Origin of the sequence: Moorena sp. SIO1G6 (assembly GCF_010672795.1) — a bacterium.
Lineage (GTDB): Bacteria > Cyanobacteriota > Cyanobacteriia > Cyanobacteriales > Coleofasciculaceae > Moorena > Moorena producens.
This window is the reverse complement of sequence record NZ_JAAHFZ010000050.1, coordinates 1-25,668: the sequence shown is the minus strand read 5'-3', so window position 1 is coordinate 25,668 and position 25,668 is coordinate 1. Positions and strand designations below refer to the sequence as shown.

The window sequence follows — 25,668 nt, the reverse complement described above, 5'->3', positions numbered from 1 at the left end:
TACTATTGTTGTACTAATTGGTTGAGGTGCAGTGTAATTGACTTAATCGGGAAGAGGTAAATGGTGGGAGGGAAAGAAAGGTGGAAATTACCACTAAACTTTCGAAATTTTTCCTAAATTTTGCCAATTTTATCTTGATTATCTAAATTTTACTTCTATGACCACAACTGCCCCAGAAACCAAGGCATATTCGAGTCTAAGTAATAGTGGTTTGTGTAAATAGTTAACGGGTTGACTCGAAAATATTTCCTTTACCCCCACGGAAATTCCTCCCCTAAAACGGTTTTATCCTGACTTAATCAGGGTGCTCGCTAGATTCGCGCTTATATAACATTGATTATTTAATAGTAGGTCACGTCGCCTGCGGTTGCTGAGGAAAAGGACCGTGAGAGGCTGATGGGTGCTTAAAAGTTAAAGATTTGCAAATAAATATTGCAGGAATTTAAGCAATGCCAAGTTTCAACACTGATAACCCCTGTATGCGAGTTGGTATATTGCATTCCTTAAGGGGAACTATGGCAATTAGCGAAGCCGCCCTGGTGGAAGCTGAGCTGATGGCGATCGCAGAAATTAACCAAACCGGAGGAGTTCTTGGTCAATATATCAAACCGATCGTTGAGGATGGGGCATCGAAGTCAGCGGAATTTGAGAGCAAGGCCAGAAAACTGATTCAAGAGGATCAGGTAGCCACAGTCTTTGGCTGCTGGACGTCTGCTTCTCGTAAAGCAGTTTTGCCCGTATTTGAGGTGTTAAATTCTCTGCTATGGTACCCCCTACAATATGAGGGTCTGGAATGTTCCCCAAATATTTTTTATACCGGGTCTTGTCCAAATCAACAAATTGAGCCAGCGGTGAACTGGCTGGTGAAAAATTACGGTAAGCGATTTTATCTGATCGGTAGCGACTATATTTTCCCCCTGACTGCCAACAAGATTATTAAAGCGCAACTGAAACAACTGGGGGGAACAGTGGTTGGGGAAGATTACATTCCTCTAGGCACTCAAGATATGGGTGAGGTGATCACCAAAATTAAACAAGTTCGACCAGATGTGGTCTTCAACACCCTTAATGGTGACAGTAATGTAGCCTTCTATCGCCAGTACAAATCCTCTGGAATTACAGCTGATCAGATTCCGATTATGGCAGTGAGTGTGGCTGAGGCGGAACTGCAAAGGATAGGGGATACAGCGGCGGGACATTATGCCAGCTGGAGCTATTTCCAGAGTCTGGACACTCCTAATAATCAACGGTTTGTCCAGAATTTTCAGCGTCGTTACGGAGCTAACCGAGTGACTAGTGACCCCATTGAAGCTGCCTATGCTCAGGTTTACCTCTGGAAACAAGCCGTGGAATCCGCTCAATCATTTGAGGTAGACCGGGTAAGGGTGGCAGCTTATGGTCAGAAATTTGATGCTCCGGGAGGATTAATCCAAATCGAACCCAATCACCATATTGGCAAAGAATGCCGGATTGGACGGATTTTGCCGACTGGACAATTTGAAATTCTGTTTACCAGTGAACGTCCGATTAAACCCCTACCCTGGTTAGGGGTTGAAACCTGTAACTGTGCCTCAGATGCACGAACTCACCAATACAATGGGTCGGCTAGGGCCACACCATTGATCGAACCCTACAGCACAAATGTGGTGATTGAATTATTGGCTGAGGTTGCTCAATGGATTGAAAAAGCTAGGTATCTAGAGACCAATGCACAAGCATTAGAAATGGCAACGGAACAGTTGAAACATGAAATAGTTGAGCGGCGACGAATTGAAGCAGAACTCCAGAAAGCCTTCGATGAGCTGGAGCTCAAGGTTGAACAACGCACAGCTGACTTAAAAGCATCTAATGCTCAGCTTATGATGGAGGTGCGAGAGCGTGAGCAAGCTCAAGAAGAACTCAGGGCAGCTAAAGATCAGTTACAGGCAGTGTTGGAAGCGGTACCAGGGATTGTCTCTTGGATTAGTTCGGATTTGCGCTACTTGGGTGTGAATCGCCATTTAGCCAAAACTTTTAACTTGTCCTCAGAGGGGTTTGTGGGTCAAGACATTGGGTTTCTTCAGGCTAGCTCAGAGTTTAATGACTTTGTCAAGGAGTTTTTTGCTAGCCCAGAGCAAGATGCTTGCCGAGAGGTTTTTGCTATTGTTAATGACGAAAAGCGAAACTATGTAATTGTTGCCCAGAAGTACCATCAAGGCTCAGCCGCTTTCACCGTTGGGATTGATATTACCGAACGTCAGCAGGCTCTTGATGACCTGCGCAAGACCAAAGATCAGTTACAGGCCGTGTTGGAGGCAGTACCGGGAATTGTCTCTTGGATTAGTTCGGATTTGCTCTACTTGGGTGTGAATCGCCATTTAGCCAAAACGTTTAACTTGTCCTCAGAGGGGTTTGTGGGTCAAGACATTGGCTTTCTTCAGGCTAGCTCAGAGTTTAATGACTTTGTCAAGGAGTTTTTTGCCAGCCCAGAACAAGATGCTTGCCGAGAGGTTTCGGCTATTGTTAATCACAAAAAGCACAATTATGTGATTGTTGCCCAGAAGTACCATCAAGGCTCAGCTGCTTTCACTATTGGGATTGATATTACCGAGCGTCGGCAAGCTGAAGAAGCCCTGAGGCAAGCTGAAGCGAAATATCGCAATATTTTTGAAAATGCTGTAGAAGGCATCTTCCAAACCACCCCCTCAGGACGTTACCTCAGTGCTAACCCAGCCTTAGCTCGCATCTATGGTTATGAGTCCCCAGAAGTATTAATTAATACTGTCACGAATATTGAGCAGGAACTTTATGTTGATCCGAACCGTCGCTCCCAATTCATCCAGTTGTTGGAAGAAAATGGTACCTTAGTGGATTTCGAGTCCCAAGTCTATCGCCAGGATGGCAGTTTGACTTGGATTTGCGAAAATGCCCGTGCCATTAAAGATGAGCATCGCAATCTGCTCTATTACGAAGGTACTGTGGAAGACATCTCTGAGCGTAAGCAAGCTCAGGAAGCCTTGCAAAGAGCCAATGAAGTGTTAGAAACCCGAGTGGAGCAACGGACAGCAGCACTACGGGACGCCAATCATCAACTACGGATTGAGATTGTAGAGCGCAAACACATCGAAGCAGCACTACGTAAATCCGAAGCTGAGTTGCGGGTGCTATTTGGGGCGATGACCGATGTGATTACCGTTTTTGATGCTCAAGGACGATACATGAAAGTAGTCTCCACCAATTCTGAAGTTTTATATAGTCCAACGACCGAACTACTTGGTAAGAGTGTCTACGAGGTTTTTCCCCCCAAGCAAGCTGAACTTTTTGTCACCCATATCCGGCAAGTCTTAGATACTAAACAAACCCTGAATATAGAATACAGCTTACCTATAGGAAATTATCAAGTAGGAAGTATTAAGGATGAAATTAGTTCTAACTCAGACTTGAATGGCCACAAACTTTCGGACTTCGATTCCAAGAATATAGGGCATCACACTAACAAATATTATCACAATTCATCCGATTATGAAAAATTTTCGGAATTCAATGGCCAAAAGCTAGTGGAGCAAACTGAAAAACCCTTTCATACTTCACACTTTAGAGGTGATAATTCCCAGGTGTGGTTTGCTGCGAGTGTCTCACCCCTGCCAAACAATTGTGTGATTTGGGTCGCTCGTAATATTACAGAGCGCAAACGGGTTCTAGATGCACTTCAGGAAGCTGAAGAGAAGTATCGTAGCATCTTTGAAAATGCCGCTGAGGGGATTTTTCAGATTACACCAGATGGGCGGTATCTCAGTGTCAATCCAGCTTTAGCTCGGATGTATGGCTACTCTTGCCCAGAAGAAATAGTGGCTAAAGTGACCGATATTGAACAGCAACTCTATGTCAACCCCAACAGCTATGCTGAGTTTATTGCTGCGGTTGAGGAGCATGGTGCTATCTCTGATTTTGAAGCTCGGGTTTATCGACAAGATGGCCAAATCATCTGGACGTCTCAGAATGCTCGTGTTGTGGGTGATACTCAAGGGAAACTACTATACTACGAAGGCACTGTAGCCGACATTACCAAGGGCAAACAGGCAGAAGCAGCACTGAGAGCTGAACAAGAAAAGTCGGAACACTTGTTGTTGAATATTTTACCTCACTCCATCGCCCAACGATTAAAACAAGAGCCAAAAGCTATTGCGAATCGCTTTGACGAAGTAACAATTCTGTTTGCTGATATTGTGGAGTTTACCAAGCTTTCTGCTTGCATCTCTCCCACAGAATTGGTTAATCTACTTAATCAAATTTTCTCAAGCTTTGACCAACTAGCGCAGCACCATGGATTAGAGAAAATTAAGACCATTGGAGATGCCTACATGGTGGTTGGTGGTCTACCAAACCCTAGGGATGACCATCCAGAAGCGATCGCAAACATGGCATTGGATATGCAACAGGAAATTAGTCGTTTCCAGCGGCATGATGGAGAACCATTCCGCCTGCGCATCGGGATTAACACTGGTCCTGTAGTAGCTGGGGTGATCGGTATCCAAAAGTTCATTTATGACTTGTGGGGGGATGCGGTTAATGTGGCATCTCGGATGGACTCTCAAGGGGAACCTGGGAGAATTCAAGTTACTGCTAACACTTACGAGCGTTTACGAGACAAGTATTTGTTTGAAGAGCGAGGGATTATTAATGTTAAGGGCAAAGGAGAGATGATCACCTATTGGCTGACTGGAAGAAAGTAAGTGATTGTTGAAGGTTGTTCGCCCTTGGCGTCCGAAGTAGGGTGGGTTGAGGGTTGAAGGTTGTTCGCGTAGCGTGGCCGAAAGGCCAGGGTTGAAGGTTGTTCGCGTAGCGTGGCCGAAAGGCCAGGGTTGAAGGTTGTTCGCGTAGCGTGGCCGAAAGGCCAAGGTTGAAGGTTGTTCGCGTAGCGTGGCCGAAAGGCCAAGGTTTAAGGTTGTTCGCGTAGCGTGGCCGAAAGGCCAAGGTTGTTCGCCTTTGGCGTTCCCGTAGGGTAGGTTGACCGCCTGCCGATCTTTGGGGGGATCAAAGCTTGACTGTTAACTAGCCCTTACCTTATTAATCCTCCATCTGCTTCTGCTTTTGGATAGAAATTTTTAGCCAGGTGTTCCTTGACGGAGTCTGATGGGAATCCTAGAGGAATAAATATTTCTGATTTACTAAAATCTAGGTTAACCATGAGCAGAGTTTCTGTTACCCAACAGATTGGTTTGATGTTAGGTATCTCCCTGGTGTTCGGTAACTGTTTGGCCAGTCGCAGTCTTGCCCAAACACTGTTTGAACTTGATGGTCGTGCTTACTTGGTGGGAGCTGATGGTGCTTTCCTGGGTTTAGTGTCTAGTAACCCTGTGGATGAAAAGTCGATTTGTAATCAGCTAGGGGATTATGGTAATCTGTCGGGCGTTGATAGTGTGTGGAATCGGGAGGGAAATTATGGCAGTTCTCACTCACACCTCAGTGCCTATAACCCCAGCACAGAATTACCCCCTGCAATTTATTACAGAAAGGCTCAAATCGGTTTTTTGACGGTAAACCCACAAATCGAAAATTCTTTTGATCCTGATCTGTTATTCCAGGCTTTCTGTCAGTGACAGTAAACGGCGGTTTTCAGGAATCACCCTTGCTCCCCTTCTTTAACAAACTAAGGAGGGGAGAAACTATCTCTAACTGTCCAGAATCCCAATAAGACCGCTGTATTATATAGTGTAATAGCCGGTGAAGCAAGTGTTTAATTTTACTTACGAATGAAGAAATCAGTGTTGTGGTCAATTGCCCTATTTTCAATTGCCCTATCTGTACCTTTAGTCTTAGCGAAATCTCTGTCACCTGGCTCTGAGTTAGAAACATCTTCCTCAACCTCTTCTGCTCCAAATTCCCCAGATCAAGTTTCCCCTGAATCGGATGGGCTGGCTAACAACGAGGAGACTCCCACATCCGAACTAACCTCTACCGCCACAGATCCAAAACCATCCCAATCTCCTACCCCCAAGGATGAGAATTCTACTGCTTCTAACTCACCACCCTCACCAACCCTAGCCCAAACTAAAGCTACCCAAGCATCAACCGCTAGCAACCAGGGCACGAAACAAGCTACTGCTACTACCAAGGATAAATCCCAGGATAAATCGGATAAATCAGCCAAGACTGAGTCTTCTAATCACAACAACCAGCCGCCCAGCCAGTCTGAAGCGGCTACCAAAAATCAGCAACCAGCAGCAAAGCCATTGAATGATGCTCCGATCCTAGAAATGCGAGTTGCTGTAGCCAATGGTGTTAAGTCTCTGGTAGTGGCTACCTCAACACCGGGTGAGTTGCTGGATGCTAGGGGTCAGCCCCTCGGTAAACTAACCGCCAATCAGGGAAGTAATGTTAAACCATTAGGGGACTATATTCAAATTGGTAACTATAAGACCCCGGCAGGGGTTTGGGTGAAGCCAACTAACGGAGGGTATGTATTAGTAGGAAATCGGTGGTATCGAGGGGATTTGCTATTGATTTCTAAGGGAGATAGCATCTTGGTAGTAAACTACGTTGACCTTGAGCTTTACCTGACTTCGGTGGTGGGAGCGGAAGTGTATCCTAGTTGGCCAATGGCAGCTCTCAAAGCACAAGCCATTGCTGCTCGCTCCTATGCTTTGGTTCATGCGATTCGACCCGCTAGTAAATTCTATGATTTGGGAAACACTCAGCGTTGGCAAGTTTACAAAGGAATCAAATATGAGTGGAACACCACGGCTCAGGCAGTTCAAGAAACTCGCGGCATTTTTCTAAGTTACAAAGGTGGGGTGGTAGAATCCTTGTACGCGGCTTCTGACCATATTGTCAAAAATGTATTTGGTGGTCAGGGTATGAGTCAAACCGGAGCTCGTGACTTGGCTAAGCAGGGTTACACGTATCAAGAAATTTTAGGCAACTATTATCCAGGCACTAGTTTGGCTTGGATTGATACTGTTGAGGCGGATTACGATTAGAGTTTTGTGGCAATTCAGCAACCATATTCTGGAAATATGTGGATAGAATAGATATTTTGTTGTTTTCCACAGGGTGAAACTATCATGAGCCGTGCTGAAAAAGTTGTTCTAGCATATTCCGGTGGCGTAGATACTTCGGTTTGTATCCCTTATCTTAAAGAAGAATGGGGAGTCAAAGAGGTGATCACCCTAGCCGCAAATTTAGGTCAGGGAGATGAATTAGAACCAATCAGACAAAAAGCTTTGGACGCTGGGGCAACAGAATCCTTGGTTGCTGATGCTACCTACAGCTTTGTCAAGGACTATGCGTTTCCAGCAATTCAGGCTAATGCTCTTTATGAAAGTCGCTATCCCCTCTCTACTGCTCTGGCTCGTCCCCTGATTGCTAAATTATTGGTGGAAACTGCTGAAAAATATGGTGCAGATGCGGTAGCTCATGGTTGTACCGGTAAGGGCAATGACCAGGTGCGTTTTGATGTGTCGATTATCGCCCTTAACCCCAACTTGAAAATATTGGCACCAGCTAGGGAGTGGGGGTTCTCTCGTGAAGATTCGATCGCATATGGTGAGCGCTTTGGTATTCCCTCACCAGTCAAAAAGTCTTCCCCCTACAGCATTGACCGTAACCTGCTAGGGCGCAGTATTGAAGCGGGGGTGCTTGAAGATCCGATGGTAGAACCACCAGAGGAAGTTTATGCCATGACAAAAGCGATCGCAAATACGCCAGATGAGCCAGAATATATTGAAATTGGCTTTGAGCGGGGTGTCCCCACTATTCTTAACGGTAATCTCCTTGACCCCGTGACTTTTATTAGTCAACTGAACGAGTTGGCTGGCAATCATGGTGTGGGACGGATTGACATGGTTGAGAACCGGGTAGTCGGTATCAAAAGCCGAGAAATTTACGAAACACCAGCCCTATCGGTGTTGATCCAAGCTCATCGTGACTTGGAAAGTCTGACCTTGACTGCTGATGTTACCCAGTACAAGCGAGGGCTTGAAGACACCTACAGTCAAATGGTCTACAAAGGCTTGTGGTATAGTCCTCTTAAGGAGGCTTTGGATGCTTTCATTCAAAAAACCCAGGAGCGGGTATCCGGTACAGTCAAGGTTAAACTGTTCAAGGGTAATGCCATAATTGTAGGGCGTCAGTCAGAGAATTCTCTCTACACTCCGGAACTGGCTACCTACACCTCGGAAGACCAGTTTGACCACAAGGCGGCTGAAGGTTTCATCTACTTGTGGGGATTACCGACTCGGGTGTGGTCAGCAAAAACCAGGAGTTAGTAATTTTGGGTTACGGTAATTGGCTAAGGTAATCCTTAACTACCAATTACCGATTGCCCTTAGCCAATCTCAATTAATCCCCGATCTCCAATTTCTGTCTACGAGACTCCAACCATTTAGGAACAACAATCGAGCCAATCACCAAGATCAGAGCAACAATCGCAAATTTAGATACCGAAGAGATTAATAGTTCCAGAGGTATCAAGCGTCCGCAAAAGTAGGATAAACTTACCATCACTGATGCCCAGATCGTAGCACCAGCGAAATTGCATAAGAGAAATTTCGGGTAAGGCATCTGAACAATCCCTGCCATTGGACCAGCAAAGATCCGCAGTACTGCCACAAATCGACCAAAAAAAACTGCCTTAGCAGCGTTCTTACGAAATTCGGTTTTAGCCTCTGTCAGTTGTGCTTCTGTGATCCGGACTAAACCCCCAATTCGCACTAGTAATGGCCAACCACCGATTTTCCCAATCCAGTAACCACAGTTATCTCCTAGGACAGCACCAGCGATCGCAGAGCATAGGACTACCCAATAATTGAGTTCGCCGCTACCTGCGAGGAAGCCACCTACCAGGGTAATGGTTTCTCCCGGTATGGGTACCCCAGCGTTTTCCAGGGCAATCCCAAAAAAAACTGCCCAGTAGCCATAGTCGTTAGCTATGTTCTGGACCGTTTCCAACGATAAAAGCTCAAAAGACATCCAGCGTTACAAAAATTAATCCTTTTTAATATCTTGGCTCGATCGTCTCTTTTGTGTCAATTAAAGCAGTATTATAGAAAATACTGGACAAACACAAACAGAAGCAATCCGAGCTTTTATCAAAAGCTTGCTCAGTAAAATTAAAACTTGACTGGCGATTAATCCCATGCTGATATTAGGTGCATAGTGGAGCTTCTCGCCAGAGTAGCTAAAATTCACAAAGATATCAGGTTGGTACCAGCTCACCAGGACGAAGCTTTGCCCACTTCCCAGTTTCCTGCTTAAAGCTATTACACCCCACAACGTCCCATTCCATTTCGATGATATCTTCAGTAGAACGGATATTGACATTGATGGTGGGCTCAACCGCTTCAAAGTTGGGAGATTCCGTCAGGTGAGGTACCTGATGCTGGGTTTCCACAGCATGGTATGTAGTACAGCGGTCTACGTAGTGGCAGTTAATGCAAATACACATTGCTTAAACTCCAATTCCTTTATTTTAGCATAGCTCAAACCAGACATTTCTTGAGTAGCTTATAGGATAAAATAGTTAACTATTAGCTACTTTGTTTGCTACTTTATTTTCCAAAAAATTTCTGTTTCCGATTCCGAAGTTGCGATGTTCTCTATTCGATTTTAGCACATATTGATATATAGTATTCATTCTGAGATTTCAGAAAATGACTAATGACTAATTATCAAACTGCTCTATCACCCCAAAATTGGCCGTTTAACTGGGAGTTACTCCCTTCTGACGCTTGCTTGGTGGGTGGTGCGGTTAGGGATGCTGTGATCAACCGACAGTCGGTAACCCAAGACTTAGACTTTGTTTTACCCACTAAAGCAGTACGGTCAGCCAGCAAGCTAGCAAGACGTTATAAGGCCGGATTTGTGGTGTTGGATGCCCAGCGTCAAATAGCTAGGGTAGTGTTTGGCAACGCAACAGTTGACTTTGCTCAACAGGACGGGGATAGCTTAGAGGCTGACTTACATAGGCGGGATTATACGATTAATGCGATCGCATTTAATCCCCACACCAAGGAATTCATTGATCCATTACAGGGTATCTTGGATTGCCGTAAAGGCATAATCCGGATGGTGTCACCAGAAAACTTACAAAAAGACCCATTACGATTACTGCGGGGTTATCGACAAGCCGCTCAGTTGGGTTTTCAGATTGACCCAGCCACCCAGTCAGTGATTAGAAAGCTAGCACCGTTATTGAGCAAAATCGCAGCAGAACGGGTACGGACAGAATTGGGCTATCTCCTCAAGTCACCTCAGGGTGTACCTTGGCTAAAAGCCGCCTGGGAGGATAATGTGTTACGACCATGGCTGCCTGATGCCACGGCTGAGGGTTTAGAGCACATGGCAGCAGTTGACCAATCCGCTGTGGTACTGGCAGAAACCTGGCCTAAGCTTGGGGTGGAATTGAAATTACAGGTGACTAAGCATTCTTTATCGTTGCTAAATCTGGCTAAGCTAGCAAATTTATTATCATCAATACCAGCAGTTGCTGAACAACAGCTGTTAGCTCTAAAGTACTCTCGTGTTCAGACTCGGATAGTAGTCAGGGCAATCCAACATTTGCCCCAACTGCTGTCTTATACTACTGCCAAGGATATCCCATTACGGGAGCAGTATTTCTTCTTTCTTAACGTTGGAGCTGTCTTTCCTGTGGTAGCGCTTTTGGCAGTTGCCAGGGGTATGGCTGTGGATACTATAGCACCGTTGATTGAGCACTATTTGAATCCCAATGACCAGGTTGCCCATCCGACACCACTAGTTACTGGTAAAGATTTAATCAAATCCCTTAAGTTATCCCCTAGTTCTAAAATTGGTGAGTTACTGACTGAGATTCAAATTGCACGGATTGAGGGCAATATCAATAGTATTAAAGGTGCTCTGGAATTTGCTGCCAAGCTCGACTCAATAAACTGTGGCTCTGAAGATAAAGACAAATAACACATGATATTAAATCCGATTAACTTATTATCATAAGCTATCAGCTATCAGCTATCAGCTTTTTAATAAAATCAGCTGACCGTTGACCCTTCTGTTGAAATCCTCAGCAAAGTTTTTAGTTAGAATTGGAGGCTATCAGCAGTCATTTTGACCGCCGATTGATAATTCGATCCAAAATAAACGCAGCGATCGCACCAACTCCAACACCAATCAAAATATGAAATACCACAAACACTACACTGTAACTCAAGCAAGGGTAGAATCCAGCTTCAGGGCAATCTAAGGATCCCTTCCGGTCTAGTTCGATCAGGATGGCTTCTAGAGGTTGTTTAGCGTCGGTTTGGGAAGAAATACCACTGACCGCTAGGCCAGTACCGACGAAGGTGATCCAAAGTTGTAGTCTTTTCTCCTGTTTCTCAGCTTGTTTGTCTCGGGCTCGATCAGCCTCTTCCTTATCTCTGAGGGCTTTTTCCAAAGCGCGATCGCGTTCTGCTTGTTCAATTTCCACAATACCTCTGATTGAGGAAATCGCTTTGTCTAACAGTGCGGAGCTATGGGCAAAATAGCTTAAGTTTATTTGAATTTGATTTTGATAAGTAGGGCTGATTTTATGCTCAAATACTGACAAAAAGCTTAAATCTTCATCCTTTGGTAATTTTGCTTTAATTTGTTGAAGCTTTTCGGAATAATTGTGAGCATTAATCTTCATTGTCAAGCTATAGCTTTCTAACTGTCTCAGCCAGTCTGAATAGTTCAAGTCTAGCTTCGGCAGTATTCTCAGCTTCTTCTTAAACTCCAACAGGTCAGCTTCAGATAATACAGCAACTTTCGCCCCCCTAGCCCCCCAATTTTGGGGGGAACTTGAGTTAAAGTCCCCCAGAATTGGGGGATTTAGGGGGCTTGCAGCTCTCGGTAGTGAGGTCAATTCATCTGGCTGTAAGCTCTGATTATCTTTACTTTGGGTGGTTTCATTGATAATTTGTTTAATGTCTTGATATCCTTGGTAAGCATCACTATACACTTCCCTGCTGATTTGATAAGCTTTAATTACTTTTTGGCGATCAAAAAATAAATCAATAAAGTATTGATAAAACCAGCAAAAATTTTCCTCCGCTCGGGCAGCATAGTTGCCATTGATATCTTCTCCTAAAAATAGCCAAACAAAAATTTGGCCATAGTCTTGAGATTGATCAGGAATGCCATATTCAAAAATCGGACTACCAAATAATTGACCTTCTTGATAAAGCGGTGGACATTTATCCTTATCGTTTTCCCCCAGAAAATTCTGCACACACTGATCAGCTATCTCTTTCCATAAATGGGAATCTTGCGCTTGCTTCTGGGGTAGCCAAGCAGTTAGCAACAGAATTTGTCCTAGGGAACTGTTAATGTTACTGGGAAGAAAGCACTGGTCTGGATTAAAATCCTTGAATACAGTCAGGTCTACGTCTTCGCTTTTCTGATTATTCTCACGTTCAGGAATCCGAATATTCAAACCCAGAGCATAACTATCATAGATCTGGAGTGGACAAGCTTGACCAGTAATCGTTATTCTTTTGCCATGATTGAGAGATAATTTACCCTCCAAAGGTAAGAGAATATTATCCTTGGTGGCTCCTGTTAGTAAAGCAATGCGGGAACCTTCGGCAACGTCTCTCAGGTCTAGCTTCTCTTGAATTTGGAATTTAGCACAAATCTGATCGTACTTGTGCCAAAGTAGTTCGTTGTCATAGTCCCTGTCTGCTTGGTAATCACTACTAGATTTATTTCTAAGATGGAAGGCAAAGAGATGAATATTAGGTGCGTAGATTTTGTGAGTCATTGTTTGAGATTTTTTTATTTAGGACTTACGAAGTTTAGTTGGTTTTGCCCCCCCTGCCCCCCAATTTTGGGGGGGGGGAATGATGTCAAAGTCCCCCAGAATTGGGGGATTTAGGGGGCACTTGCGTAAGTCCTGTTATTGCTGACTCTTGTCTTGATTAGTTTTAGCTTTAATAGTTTCTTTGAGGGTTTCTCGCAGTTCAAATAGGTTTTGAAGAATACTTGCTTCGGAATTAGGAGGAGGCTCGGGTGACTTCTTTAATTCCTGAGTAGTTTGAGCAAATTTGCGTATAGTTTCTGTAACTTTTGTATGGTTTTGGAACCAATTTTTGAGTAAATTAACTAATTCGCCTTCTGTTTGAGTGTCTAAAGCTGCTAAAACTTGGTCTAAGTCTTGCAAGTCTTCAAGTTCAAACTTTTCAGAGTGAGTTTTGAGTACTTGCGGAAAAACTTGGATAATTTTTTTAAATTTCATATTTTTTTTTGTTTACTTAACTAAATATATGATTCTCCAATGGCGCAGTAAGCCGCCCAATAATAAGGAGAATAAAAGGGTTTGTAGTCATTTTTAAATAACTCTATTTCTTCCTCCACTTCTTCCTTAAAGTTATTCTCCAAAGTCAACTGTTTAGTTAACTGTTCAGCCCAATTTCGCAAGTCCTGTACAGTGGCATCCCGCAGCCAGAGTTGGGCTTGATTCAGCGCAACTGCTAAGGACATCTGGTTTAGCAGATTCTGATAAAATTTAATCATCAACAACGCTGTAGAAACCTCCTCTACCTTCCATAGGCTACTAACTACTGCTGGACTTCCGGCAACTAAGAAACCACTGGGTAAACCAATGTATTCATCGCTGGTGTTATCAAAGTCGATTAATCCTGTTTCGCAAGCAGAAAGGGTGACAAGGCGACATTGTGCTAATTTCTGTTGTGATTTAAGGGCAAAGATGGCATCTAAGGTGAGGCATTTGTGTAAGTCAATTACTTCACCGTCATCCAAAACTAGATGTTGTTCTGGATTTAGTTCAGCCGGTGCAGAGTTGAGGTACGCATCTGCCAGGATTAAGGCGGATTTCTGAGGCTGGTTAAGATTAAAGTAACCGTGACAGCTAAAATGGACACAGTGGTAAGTGTTGAGAGGTTTGCTATCTATGGCAGCTTTGGTGGCAGCGTTTTCCACAAGAACCTCTGTATCCGCTGGATTGAAGTAGCTTTTAATCACTTCTACTCCGATGTTAGCGTAACTTAAGTCACCCGTGGGGTTTTGGACGGCAAACAGGTGGGTAAAGTTGGGGCGTTTTCTGGTTTGAGCAAGTTGGAGTAGTTGACAGCTAGGGGCATAACTTACCCCTGCTGGAAACCGATCCATAAGAATTTGAGATGTAGCTTCTCCCTGCTGACTGTTGATAGGTAAAGCATGAAGGGGGAACAAATGTAAAACCTGATGGGGGATTAAAATTAAGCGATCGCACTCTGGGGCTATTTGCTGAATGATGTCATCAATGTGCAGAATCTCAGCCAGCAAATGTAAGCGGTTACTCAGGTCGTTTTGCCAATCATATTTTTCGTTGTTGTAGGCTTGCCAATATCCATTTTCCCAATTTAGGAACTTGTCGAAGTGGGAAGATCCAAGTTTTTCACAAACATATCTCATTAAGCTGTAGGATCCTGATTCTACCGCCCACCTCAAAAAATATATTTGCCACAATGGGATGCTCTCTTCCAAGTCTTCTAACTTAGAATGCCAAACTATATGGCGGTTGAATAGGAAACACAGAAGCTTATTTCCTGTAATGTAAAATTCTGCAATGGTGGTGCGATCATCCAGCTTCTGCTGAAATTGCTTAAACTGAAAGGTAGAACCGATAGGTAAATATTGGTCTTGTAAATCATTGCGCTGCTGTCGCAACTGTTGGAGATGTTGTGCTAAGACTTTTTGATTTTCAGCTTTGCCATGTTGGATTTGATATTGTCCTGCCGCTATTTCATCCCTGTATGTTTCTAGTTCAGTGACAACATCTGTGGTAAAGATTGTTTTCAGGTCACGGCTGAGGATCTCTTCAACTAAATTGCGGGTTTTGCTCCGTTCAACATATTCAATTGCTTCTGTGATATTATTTAATTCTAGGCAAACTTCTACCATGCTCCTATAAAGTTTGTTCCATTCTTCTGCTTGCTTGCGTTTGCTTTCCTCACCAGAAACGATTTCCTCCCGCAAAGATTCTACGGTGTCAATGGCAAATTTAAATTTGGTGTAAGCTAAAGTAAACTGGTTACTACCTTTGTAAGTCAGCCCTAGGTTGAATAAAGTTTCTGCATGGTTTTGGGGAAAAGCGTCAAAGGTTCTTACTGTAAGAGCCTCTTGGAAACAAGCGATCGCCTGTTCTACATTCTGTGCTTTCTCCCCTATGATTCTGTCAGAGTAAGCAAGACCGAGATTGTTTTTAGTCCCTGCCCACTCTTTGGGAAAAGCTTCATGGGTGTGAACTTCTAAGGCCGATTGGAAGCAAGGGATGGCATCTTCAATGTTTTGTGCCTTCTGACCTTTGATTCTTTGATAGTAAGCAAGACCGAGATTGTTTTTAGTCCATGCCCATGTTTCGGGAAAAGTTTCACGGGTGTAAACGGCTAAAGCCGATTGGAAGCAAGGGATGGCATCTTCTATGTTTTGTGCTTTCTGACCTGTGATTCTTTCACGGTAAGCATTACCGAGATTGTTTTGAGTCATTGCCCACTCTTCGGGAAAAGCTTCACGGGTGCGAACTGCTAAGGCCGATTGGAAGCAAGCGATCGCTTCTTCGAGGTTTTGTGCTTTGGGACCTGTGATTCTGTCATAGTAAGCATTTCCGAGATTGTTTTGAGTCTGTGCCCATTCATAGGGAAATGCTTCACGGGTGCGAATTGCTAAAGCCAATTGGTAGCAAGCGATGGCATCTTCTAGGTTTTGTGCCTTCTCTCCTCTGATTCTGTCATAGTAAGCAATACCGAGATTGTTTTGAGTCATTGCCCATTTTTCCGGAAATGTTTCACGGGTGTAAACTTCTTTTGCCGATTGGTAGCAAGCGATGGCCTGTTCTAGGTTTTGTGCTTTGGGGCCTGTGATTCGGTCAGAGTAAGCATTACCGAGATTGTGTTGAGTCATTGCCCATTTTTCCGGAAATGTTTCACGGGTGCGTACTTCTAAAGCCGATTGGTAGCAAGCGATCGCATTTTCGAGGTTTTGTGCTTTCTCCCCTTTGATTCTGTTACAGTAAGCAAGACCGAGATTGTGTTGAGTCATTGCCCATTTTTCCGGAAATGTTTCACGGGTGCGTATTTCTAAAGCCGATTGGTAGCAAGCGATGGCAATTTCGATATTGCTGGCTTTGTCACCCAAGGGGAATTGCTGAATTAGATTGCTGAAAGTGCCAATATCTGCTGCTAGGGATTTTGCTTCATCTGTTTCCGCTTCCGCCAGTTTACTTGTTGCCCAAACCCGCAATAATTCTGCTAACTTCTGATTAAGTTTGTCTGTATTTGCTGCCAGTAATCGGTAAATTACCTGCTTATTACCCCTACTGTTTGCGGTTGCTTGTAGTACCTGCTTGAGAAAGTCAAGTTGGGCATCAGATGTATTGTCAGGCATTGCCATCAACTGCTATACAATAGCTATTAAAATATTATACTATTTGAATTTAAATGGAGCATTTATATTTGAGTTGTGAACATAATCTCTTAGGTAAAGGCAAGAGGCAAGAGGCAAGGTCAGCTATCAGCTTAAGCGCTACGCGAACAGCTATCAGCTATCAGTTATCATTTATCAGTTATCACCAAACGTTTGACTGCTGATAACTGACCACAATTCAACGATAAATGCTATACTATTTTATATATTTAAATCAAATTTATTGGAAATAAAATAAACTAGTAAAACCCATGACTATTGACCAAGAAATTTTTCAAACAGTTGTGATAATGCCAGAATCCCTGAAACAAGAACTGCTGCATTATGCCAAGTATCTGATGGAAAACTACTCCCAAGATGTTTCCCCAGAGCAGCATTCTGTCAAGAAACGTCGTTCAGGTATCTTAAAAGGAACCTTTGTTCTACCATTGCCTGATGATTTTGATGAACCATTAGAAGATTTTAAGGAATATATGTAATGACTTTTTTTCTGTTAGACACCCATACCTTTATCTGGTTATCTGAAAATGACCAAAATTTGCCAAAGAGACTAAGAGATATGATTGATGTCGCAGATAGCGTTTATCTTAGTATTGCTAGTCTCTGGGAAATTGCGATTAAATTGAATCTTGGTAAGTTATCACTGCAACGAAGTTATCAAACCATTGAATCTGAACTTCAATCATCAGATATTAGTTTACTACCTATTGCATTTATCGACACTCTGCAAATTTCTAATCTCCCCCTACATCATCGTGATCCATTTGATAGAATGTTGATTGCTCAAGCCATGAATAGATCCCTGGTTTTGATTAGTCGGGATAATAAATTTGATGCTTATCCAATTCAAAGGTTATGGGCTAGTTAACTGACTGATAAGGCTGTAAGCATTCAGCCGTTTACCATTTTTAAGAGCATTTTAGCGATTATTATACAGATAATCGCTTTTTTTTTTACTCCTAAAAATCCCCAAAAAAAATTTTTTAAAACCCTTGACAATCAAAATTATAATCATTACAATAATCAATGTAACAAGTTTAGTTTTTGACCTATGCCAGAAGAATTTACTCGGAACTTCAAGAAACAACCTGCTCAACAAACTCTCAAGGGTTCTCGTGAAGCAGTAATTTATAGCATGCAGATGCTTTATTCATTGGGCTATGCGGAGATTGCCGAGTGGACACCTCTGGAGCCTACTGATGTTCCAGGCGAAGTGATCACAACCATGACCAAGTATTGGTTGTTGCCATAACACCTTGTCTTGATGCAGTCGCTCATGGGGGAAACCCCCAAGACCGCGCTGCATCGCTAAATTTCTGGGGGGGTTTCCCCCCCGGGAGCCTTGGGTTTGGTCTGATAGCATAGGATCACATCCGAATGGTTTCGGGTATTCTTCTGACATGAATCATTGAACTAGCCGTGGATAGTATTTCTACGGCTATTTTTTTTTGCTTTTGGGATGTATATATAAAGGGAATCGGGAATTGGGAATCGGGAATCGGGAATTGGGAATTGGAAGAGTGTAGGGAGTGTGGGGAGTTTGGTGAGTGTGGTAATTCTCTTATTTAGCGTTATGTAAGCATTCAGCTTCGATGTAAGCTAACATTTCATCAAATTGTGAATCGTCTTGATATTTTCCAGCCAATTTTAACCAAGGATTTTATTGAAATTAGAATTCCTTATGGAGTACCTTAAATACAGCTTTCTTTCCCTCTAAAGGTAATTGCTTTACTAACATGATGACTTGCTCAACTGTTATATCTAAGGTAGGCATACCGATGACGTCACTTTGTAAATTTATACTTGTTTTATTATAGTTTGACCCGGTGGTGCGTTACTGTTTCTTGATAAGCTATTACCAAAGATTCTAACGCTTCAGTTCCATTCTTAACCGCTTCTTCATAAGAATCGCCATGATTCCGCCATTTTTGTCCTGGTAAATCGGGAAAACCAACTAAAAAACAATTATCTTATTCTGACCATTGAATTATCATTTGATATTTAAGTTTGATCATCATTAAGATTACCCTCTACTTCATCAATAGCTTTTTGTACAGCGGTTTCTATTCTAATGAGATACACAGATTTTTTTCACTCTTGCCTCTTGCCTCTTGCCTCTTGCCTCTTCCCTGTTCCCTACTCCCTACTCCCTACTCCCTACTCCCTACTCCCTACTCCCTACTCCCTACTCCCTACTCCCGACTAATAGCTCAATTAATATAACTTTCCACTAAAGTCAAAATCGCTTGTTCTTGAAATCCATCCGCTAAATCTTTGAGCTTATTAGCAAAAGGCCGATAGTTTTCATGGAGATGTTCTATGAACATAGCGCGATCGCGAATCTTTCTCATACTGCCGAGCATGGCCAATTCGTAGAGTACTTCCATTTCCTCAGGGGGCGGCGGGATAATTGCTGCTGTCTGACTTGAGATAGTGCCATTTTTGCTCAAACCCATGTCATCAATTGGTTCATACACCCACTCAATCGGTAAATATTGCTCCAATAAAGCGAATAATTTATTCTGGTCAATGGGTTTGGACAGAAAAGCTTGACAGCCAATTATCTTACTCTTGTTATGATCCATATCCAGGAAGCTAGCTGAGACAGCAATGATGGGTATGTCTTTAATTTCAGGAATTTGTCGGATTTCGTTAACCGCTTCAAAGCCAGTTTTAACTGGCATGACTAAATCAGTCAAAATCAGGTCGGGGTGAAGTTCAGCCGCCATATATACTGCTTGTTCACCATCCTCGGCGGTGACGATATCAAAGCCGATCGGTGCGAGCATGTTGAGCAAAACTAAGCGATTTTCCAGTTGACCATCCACTACCAATATTTGGCATCGTTTACCCTTGTAGCCCTTAATTTTACCCACTATTTCCGGTTGAGCTTTGGTAACGGTTTTGACCACAGTAAAGGGGATCTCAAACCAGAAGGTAGACCCTTTACCGAATTCACTGGTTACCATCAGTTGACCCCCCATTAACTCCACCAGTTGTTTAGAAATGGCTAAGCCTAAGCCAGTGCGAGCAGAGCGCCGTTGGGTATCACCCACTTGTTCAAAGGGTTGGAAAATTGTTTCTAACTGTTCCGGGGACATGCCAACGCCGCTATCAATGACTTCAAAACGGATAACTGAAGTAGTCTGTTGTTGCTCAATTACAGCAAGTTTCGCCCCCCTAGCCCCGCAATTCTGCGGTGCGACCCGTGGCGAATTTAATTCCCCTACGGAAAGCGCACCGGTGGGGGAAATTGAGTTAAAGTCCCCCAGAATTGGGTGATTTAGGGGGCTTGCAGCTGTCTGTAGTGAGGTCAATTCATCTGAAAACGGCTGTAAACTAACTCGCAACGTTACTTGACCATGGTCAGTGAATTTAACAGCATTGCCCAAGAGATTAATCAAGATTTGTCGCAACCGTTTCTCGTCAGCTTGAATCCCATTGGGTAAATTCCCCACAGGGTCGTATTTGAACAAGATATCTTTTTCTAAGGCTCGCATGCGAATAATACCTACCACACTTTCGATGAAAGTTGGAAAATGTAAGTCACTGGGGTAAAGTTCAATTTTGCGAGCTTCAATTTTAGATAGGTCTAAAATATCGTTGATCAGAGTCAACAAATGGTTGCCGCTTTCCTCAATAATACTTAAACCATCGATTTGCCTGGTGCCTAGGTACCCGTCTTGCTTGAGGATTTGAGAATAACCAAGAATGCCATTGAGAGGAGTATGCAATTCATGGCTCATATTGGAGAGGAATTCGCTTTTAGCTTGGTTAACCGCATCAGCTGCTTGTTTGGCTTGTGCTAATTCAGCAGTGCGTTCGGCAACTTTCTCTTCTAAATTGCTGTAAAGTTGAGCATTTTCTAGGTAAATAGCAGCTTGGGATGTGAGCAGATTTAAGACTTCTAATCTATCTGAAGTAAAGGCTCCAGTGGTGAGATTATTTTCTAGATAAAGTAAGCCAATTAGTTTACCTTGATGGATGATCGGAGTACACATCAGACTCCGGGGTTGCTGACTAATAAAATAGGGGTCAGCAGCTAAGATAGTCTCAACCGTGATATCATTGATAACTAAGGTTTCCGATTTCCGTTTAACATAATTAATCGCACTTTGGGGAATATCTGGGCTTTCTTCCACTGGCATAGATTCAACGAAAGCCAGTTGATTAGAAGTTTCCATAGCCTCGATCACTAACCGGTCACCTTTAACCAAAATTAGAGCGCATTTGTCAGCTCCAGCATTCTCCATCACCACTTGCATCAAAGTCGAGAGCAACTGATCTAGCTGGATTTGCCCAGATAGAGCTTGGGATGCTTTGATCACCGTAGCCAAGTCGAAAGTGGTTGAACCGTTAGTAGTGGTGGTATTAACTCCTTGAGTGGTGAGGTTGGTGATCGTCTCCCCGGTGCTGATATTGATAGTTTTCTCGGTAAGAATAGAACTGAGAAATTGGGGATAGCGAATTTCCAAATCCTCCACCTTAGCCAATGCGCCCCAGCGACTATAGCCATAGTAGGCACAACTCAGGTAGGCTTGGGCAATAGTTTCAAAACCCCACTCCAAGTAGAATTTAGCAGCCAGTTCATTAGCCAGGGCTTCCTCTTGGATGTATTGATTTTCCTTTGCGCCAGCAATGGCGCGCTCATAATACTCCATAGCCTCAAGCTTTTGACCCAAAACACGATAGCGTTCGGCTTCTACTAAATAAAATTTGTGCAAATAATTCATCGGGGCATGGTCTGCCCATTTTTTTATTTTGTCTTGATTGTGGGCTATCTTATCTAAACTTTGTTTTTGTTGAGCGTGATTCTGTTGAGGATAGAGAGCTAAGCGAGTTAGAGAATCGTACCAATAGAAAACTGCAAAAACGAAAACGGCTGGTGCTCCATCTAAATAATTTTCGGTAATGATGGCATGTTGCCAAGCTTGCCGATAATCCTGAAATAGATAACAGAGGAATAATTTATTCAGGTGTAGGGTGTAAATTGCCCTGAGGTTATTGAACTCCTGATGGAGTGGGAGCATGATCTGTTCGTCGTAGACTTCACCCCTTAAACAACAATAATTTTCAGCCTGTCCTAGCAAGTTTAAGACCAATTGCCAGGTGATGGCCGTAAACTGACGTGGCATCTCTTGCTTGAGTTGATCAATCCCTTGATAATATTTAGCACAGGTCTGGTCAAGCTCAGCCAGCTCTTTGCCAAGCCAAAAGGAATGTTCTAAGTAGAACATTGCACAGAAGGCAGATTGGTCAAAATCTCCAGTTTCTACCCCTACAGAGTAAGCTTCTAGCAAAGGGGTTAATGTTTCTTTCAGATGCACTTTCCAGGGCTTTGTTCCGAAATTGACCAGCAACATTACTCCAGATTTAAGCTGTTTCGCATTGAACCGTGCTAATAACTTCAGAGCCAGTTGACCGAATCGATTGTTGCCATCCATATCTCCACAAAGCTGCCAGAGAATGACTGCGTAACCTGCATAGGACACAGCAGACAAAGGACAATTGCCATTTTGGAGGGAGAGATTGACCTGTTTCAAAACGACTAACGGAAACAGTAGAGGATTGGTCCTATAAGCAACTGGCATCAGTCGCCAGAGGATACTCATCGCCGCTAGTTTTTCGGGTGCGGTCATCACCGGCAAATCAATTAAGTCCTCAATCTCTTTACCTTCTAAACCTGACTGTGTCTGGTGTAGTGCCAGCCCAATCTCTTCTGGACTGGGCTGTTGGGGCAGTTCTATCCCCAATAACTTCAGGACTTGGAGCCCGGTGGTAATGGCTTGCTCACCGTGGCTTTGAGCTTTATAGGCTTCAATCGAGACTTCATACGCTGTGATTTTGTCCAGTAGTGTTTTCCCTTGTGCCAACACCACCTGGACCATTTGCTCCATCTGCTCAAAGTCTGTATTGAGGTATGCCACCTCGGCGGCAGCTTGAGATAGGGCTAGGCTTAGGTCATACTGACGTTGCCAGCTATTTTCTCCTAGCAGTTCCAGACCTACTGTTAAATATCTCAGAGCAGCCCCATAGGCCGTCGCCGCCTTCGCTTTTTCTCCAGCAATACGATTTAATTGAGCTAATTCATCTCGCTGAGCTTGATCGGTGATTAACTCCACACCATAATTCAACTGGTTGACAATATCAAAAATCTTCTCTTCTCGTTTTGCTGTCGGGATATTTTTCAACAGCAGTTGCCCAATGGTTAGGTGGGTTAACTGTTTCTGGTCTTCCGGAATCAGAAAATAAGCCGCTTGCTGCACTCGGTCATGTAAAAACTTGTAAGTTGGGGATTGGTGTTCGCGTAGCGTGGCCAATTGCTGATTGCTGATTGCTGATTGCTGATTGCTGATTGCTGATTGCTGATTGCTGATTGCTGATTGCTGATTGCTGATTGCTGATTGCTGATTGCTGATTGCTGATTGCTGATTGCTGATTGCTGATTGGGATAATTTGGCCTCAGTGCTTGATGGTGAATTACTATTAACGGTGAAGAACTTGTAAATTTCAGTGGTGGGTAACACCAACCCTTCTTGCAGGGATTTCCATAAATAATTCGCCGTATCGATTGGGGATTTATCATGAATAATCGCCAGGGTATCCAAATCAAATTGGTGGCCAATACAAGCCGCTACTTTCAAGACATCCTGAGTTTCTTTTGGCAACTTCTGTAACTGAAGTGCCATAAATTCTACCACATCATCCGTGAGGGCCAAGGGTCTAATTTGAGCAATATCACACTGCCAATACCCTTGATCAAAATTAAAGGTGATTAATCGGTCGTGATGGAGGGATTTCAGGAATTGGGTAGCAAAAAACGGATTTCCTTTAGTTTTCTGAGCGACTAGTTCGGTCAGGGGTTCGGCCAGTTCTATCCCACAAGTCAGGGTATCGGCAATCAGATGGTTTAAGTCGGATTTACTCAGGGGGTCGAGGGTAATTGTATTGAGTGAAACGCCAACGTTGGCCATCTCGGACAACGTGAGCATCAATGGATGAGTAGGATTTACCTCATTATCTCGATAAGCACCAATTAGCAGTAGATAGGAGGTATTAGTTTCTGCCATCAACACTTGCAGCAACTTCAGGGAAGCCGAATCTGCCCACTGCCAGTCATCGAGGAAAATCACTAGGGGATGTTCCTTAGTGGTGAAAACTTGGATAAATTTACTAAAGAGCAAATTAAACCGATTTTGGGCCGCCGTACCGGAAAGTTCGGGAGCAGGAGGCTGTTTGCCGATAATCCCTTCTAATTCTGGAATCAAATCCACCATCACTTGACCATTCTCACCCAAAGCAGACAGAATTTGTGCTTTCCACTGCATAAGTTGGCTATCAGTTTCCGTGAGTAATTGCTCCATCAAGTCCCGGAGTGCTTGGACGATGGCACTAAAGGGAATATTACGCTGGAACTGGTCAAACTTACCTTGGATGAAGTAACCCCGCTGCCGCACAATTGGTTTTTGGACTTCATTGACCACAGCGGTTTTACCAATCCCGGAAAAGCCAGCTACCAGAATCATTTCTGTAGATCCTTCACTGACTAGCTCAAAGGCGACCAGTAAGGTATTTACTTCGGCTTGACGCCCGTAGAGTTTTTCCGGAATTACGAAGCGATCGGACCTAGGAGCCGCTACGCGATCGCAAATATCTCGACTGCCCAACTTAATGTCAGCGATCGCGCCAAATCTTTGCAAGTGATAGGAACACTGTTCTAGGTCATACTTGAGTCCCAAAGCACTCTGATAACGGTCTTCAGCATTTTTAGCCATCAGTTTACTGATAATTTGGGACAGGAGTGGGGGAATAGCGGGGTTCAGCTGGTGTGGAGCTAATGGTTGTTTAGCAATATGACAGTGAACCAACTCCATCGGGTCAGTAGTGCTAAAAGGTAACTCTGTGGTGAGCAGCTTGTAGAAGGTTACCCCAGTAGCATAAAAGTCACTGCGGTAGTCAATTCCCCGATTCATCCGTCCAGTTTGTTCCGGAGACAGGTAAGCCAGGGTACCTTCGAGGCAGTTAGGACTAGTCAGGATTTGGCTTTCTTTCGGGAGTAGGGAGGCAATACTGAAGTCAATGAATTTGACTTGACTGGTGGTGGGATTAATCAGGATATTCCTAGGCTTGATGTCTTTGTGGATCACTCGGTGGCGATAGAGTTCATCCAGGATGGAGGCGATTTGAATCGCGATGTGGAGAAATTCCTGAAGTGACTGCTCACGGATCATACCGGGATGCTCTAGCTGATCCGTTATCCGTCTTTGGTGCAAGCTATCAGTGGTATACTCTTCCAGGGAGATGCCACCAAAGTCTTCCATCACCAATACCAAGGTATTGTGGTAGGACTCCAAGCTATAGATTTGGATAATTCCGGGATGGTCAAGATTTTTGGCAATAGTGTACTGATTGCGGAACTGGACAAGTTCCTGGAAGCTGGGATAGGGATTATTCAGCAGTTTGAGTACTACTGGTGTGTGGTCTGAGTTCCTAGTGCCACGATAAACTAGGGTTCTCGACCCATGGTAGACCAGGTCAGTGATGCAATAGCCTTTAATGTTGGGAGCAGTTGTGTTCATGGGTGACATACCTACGTGAGGGTATAGGGCATCTGGACCAATTCAAGCGGACTCACTTTATAGATTTCCCGTTTCCGCCAGACTAGGTAACATTGAGCCAGGCACTCAGCAGCTAGGTGCCATGGAATGCTATCGGATCAAGAAAGCTAAACTAAGGAAAATTACCCAAGTGAAGCTAGCGGGGAATCTCAACCATGCTCAAACCCAAATTTACCTTAATTGCTTTCCTATCAACTACTGGAATTGCCAGTGCTGTTTTGTTGGGTTCAGTTAGTCCAGCTGAATCTTGTATGTACAAGAAGTCGATTAACTACATAAGATCTGAGCAAGTGAATTGGTTACGCTCTCCTTGGGCAGCGGTTATTACCTTGCCAGGACTAGCTATGGCAGCAGCTTTGTACCTGGGTAATCGCTATTACTTAAGCGATCGCCAGTGAGCTTGTAAGCATATGCGCTACAGATGGTGCTACTTGAGGTGCCCTCAGCCCTCAGCCCTCAGCCCTCAGCCGTCAGCGGTCAGCGGTCAGTGGTCAGCCATTCGTGTAGCGTAATTCTTGGCCTTTGGCTGATAGCTGATAGCTGATAGCTGATAGCTGATAGCTGATAGCTGATAGCTGATAGCTGATAGCTGATAGCTGATAGCTGATAGCTGATAGCTGATAGCTGATAGCTGATAGCTGATAGCTGATAG

At 43.7% G+C, this 25,668-nt stretch carries 19 protein-coding genes and 1 pseudogene; 11 read left to right on the top strand and 9 right to left on the bottom strand.

The genetic code is table 11. The features are described from left to right. Nucleotides 1-449: 449 nt before the first annotated feature. The gene (gene urtA, locus F6K63_RS28985) at nt 450-4,712 is read left to right on the top strand and encodes an urea ABC transporter substrate-binding protein (protein WP_287313861.1); all 4,263 of its coding nucleotides are present in this window, start codon (nt 450-452) and stop codon (nt 4,710-4,712) included. Here the strand turns inward: urtA and F6K63_RS28980 are convergent. Further along, entirely contained in the window at nt 4,684-4,953 is a 270-nt protein-coding gene (locus F6K63_RS28980; protein WP_287313859.1) for a hypothetical protein, read from the bottom strand. The two genes, urtA and F6K63_RS28980, sit on opposite strands and share 29 nt — an antisense overlap. A gap of 85 nt (nt 4,954-5,038) precedes the next feature. Then, nucleotides 5,039-5,167: a hypothetical protein gene (locus tag F6K63_RS28975; protein ID WP_008180894.1), complete on the bottom strand. Its 129-nt coding sequence runs from the start codon at nt 5,165-5,167 to the stop codon at nt 5,039-5,041. Here F6K63_RS28975 and F6K63_RS28970 point away from each other — a divergent pair. The 3 genes from F6K63_RS28970 to F6K63_RS28960 all read left to right on the top strand — a co-directional run bounded on the left by F6K63_RS28970 (nt 5,166) and on the right by F6K63_RS28960 (nt 8,246). Next, nucleotides 5,166-5,579 (top strand): hypothetical protein, encoded by a 414-nt coding sequence (locus tag F6K63_RS28970; protein ID WP_287295579.1) that lies wholly within the window; start codon nt 5,166-5,168, stop codon nt 5,577-5,579. The two genes, F6K63_RS28975 and F6K63_RS28970, sit on opposite strands and share 2 nt — an antisense overlap. 153 nt (nt 5,580-5,732) lie before the next feature. Then, nucleotides 5,733-6,959, top strand: coding sequence for a SpoIID/LytB domain-containing protein (locus tag F6K63_RS28965; protein ID WP_287313858.1), 1,227 nt, complete (start codon nt 5,733-5,735; stop codon nt 6,957-6,959). Nucleotides 6,960-7,043: 84 nt separating this feature from the next. Then, entirely contained in the window at nt 7,044-8,246 is a 1,203-nt protein-coding gene (locus tag F6K63_RS28960; protein ID WP_008180902.1) for an argininosuccinate synthase, read from the top strand. 73 nt (nt 8,247-8,319) lie between these two features. Here F6K63_RS28960 and F6K63_RS28955 read toward each other — a convergent pair whose 3' ends face one another. Further along, nucleotides 8,320-8,949 carry a DedA family protein gene (locus tag F6K63_RS28955; RefSeq protein ID WP_287249241.1) on the bottom strand — a complete coding sequence of 210 codons (630 nt, stop codon included), beginning with the start codon at nt 8,947-8,949 and terminating at the stop codon, nt 8,320-8,322. 226 nt (nt 8,950-9,175) lie between these two features. Then, a complete protein-coding gene (locus tag F6K63_RS28950) occupies nt 9,176-9,424 on the bottom strand; it encodes a Ycf34 family protein (protein WP_044492409.1) in 249 nt (82 codons plus the stop codon). A 212-nt stretch (nt 9,425-9,636) separates the two neighbouring features. Here F6K63_RS28950 and F6K63_RS28945 point away from each other — a divergent pair, with 212 nt between their 5' ends. Further along, the gene (locus tag F6K63_RS28945; RefSeq protein ID WP_008180908.1) at nt 9,637-10,914 is read left to right on the top strand and encodes a tRNA nucleotidyltransferase/poly(A) polymerase-related protein; all 1,278 of its coding nucleotides are present in this window, start codon (nt 9,637-9,639) and stop codon (nt 10,912-10,914) included. 142 nt (nt 10,915-11,056) lie between these two features. Here F6K63_RS28945 and F6K63_RS28940 read toward each other — a convergent pair whose 3' ends face one another. From F6K63_RS28940 to F6K63_RS28930, 3 genes are all read right to left on the bottom strand, one after another. Beyond that, complete coding sequence (locus F6K63_RS28940) at nt 11,057-12,736, bottom strand: hypothetical protein (RefSeq protein WP_287313857.1); 1,680 nt, start codon at nt 12,734-12,736, stop codon at nt 11,057-11,059. Nucleotides 12,737-12,871: 135 nt separating this feature from the next. Then, entirely contained in the window at nt 12,872-13,210 is a 339-nt protein-coding gene (locus F6K63_RS28935) for a hypothetical protein (RefSeq protein ID WP_287313855.1), read from the bottom strand. Between the two features lie 20 nt (nt 13,211-13,230). Beyond that, nucleotides 13,231-16,365: a CHAT domain-containing tetratricopeptide repeat protein gene (locus F6K63_RS28930; RefSeq protein WP_502708374.1), complete on the bottom strand. Its 3,135-nt coding sequence runs from the start codon at nt 16,363-16,365 to the stop codon at nt 13,231-13,233. Between the two features lie 284 nt (nt 16,366-16,649). Here F6K63_RS28930 and vapB point away from each other — a divergent pair, with 284 nt between their 5' ends. From vapB to F6K63_RS28910, 4 genes are all read left to right on the top strand, one after another. Next, on the top strand, nt 16,650-16,877 hold the full coding sequence (vapB, locus tag F6K63_RS28925; protein ID WP_008180922.1) for a type II toxin-antitoxin system VapB family antitoxin: 228 nt from the start codon (nt 16,650-16,652) through the stop codon (nt 16,875-16,877). Next, nucleotides 16,877-17,266: a type II toxin-antitoxin system VapC family toxin gene (locus F6K63_RS28920; protein ID WP_008180924.1), complete on the top strand. Its 390-nt coding sequence runs from the start codon at nt 16,877-16,879 to the stop codon at nt 17,264-17,266. Before vapB ends, F6K63_RS28920 begins: the two co-directional genes overlap by 1 nt. Before the next feature lie 183 nt (nt 17,267-17,449). After that, nucleotides 17,450-17,650 (top strand): hypothetical protein, encoded by a 201-nt coding sequence (locus F6K63_RS28915; RefSeq protein ID WP_008180926.1) that lies wholly within the window; start codon nt 17,450-17,452, stop codon nt 17,648-17,650. A gap of 167 nt (nt 17,651-17,817) precedes the next feature. Then, on the top strand, nt 17,818-17,967 hold the full coding sequence (locus F6K63_RS28910; RefSeq protein WP_154659699.1) for a hypothetical protein: 150 nt from the start codon (nt 17,818-17,820) through the stop codon (nt 17,965-17,967). Between the two features lie 242 nt (nt 17,968-18,209). On the opposite strand, the pseudogene F6K63_RS38070 reads toward F6K63_RS28910, so the two are convergent. Continuing rightward, a pseudogene (locus tag F6K63_RS38070) lies at nt 18,210-18,413 on the bottom strand (type II toxin-antitoxin system HicB family antitoxin). A 56-nt stretch (nt 18,414-18,469) separates the two neighbouring features. On the opposite strand from F6K63_RS38070, the gene F6K63_RS28905 reads away from it, so the two are divergent. Continuing rightward, nucleotides 18,470-18,604, top strand: coding sequence for a hypothetical protein (locus F6K63_RS28905; RefSeq protein ID WP_287251481.1), 135 nt, complete (start codon nt 18,470-18,472; stop codon nt 18,602-18,604). 4 nt (nt 18,605-18,608) lie between these two features. Here the strand turns inward: F6K63_RS28905 and F6K63_RS28900 are convergent, their stop codons facing one another. Beyond that, complete coding sequence (locus F6K63_RS28900; protein ID WP_287263872.1) at nt 18,609-24,977, bottom strand: ATP-binding response regulator; 6,369 nt, start codon at nt 24,975-24,977, stop codon at nt 18,609-18,611. Nucleotides 24,978-25,171: 194 nt separating this feature from the next. Between F6K63_RS28900 and F6K63_RS28895 the strand changes: the two genes are divergently transcribed. Next, a complete protein-coding gene (locus tag F6K63_RS28895) occupies nt 25,172-25,414 on the top strand; it encodes a hypothetical protein (protein WP_287313852.1) in 243 nt (80 codons plus the stop codon). The last annotated feature ends 254 nt before the right edge of the window (nt 25,415-25,668 follow it).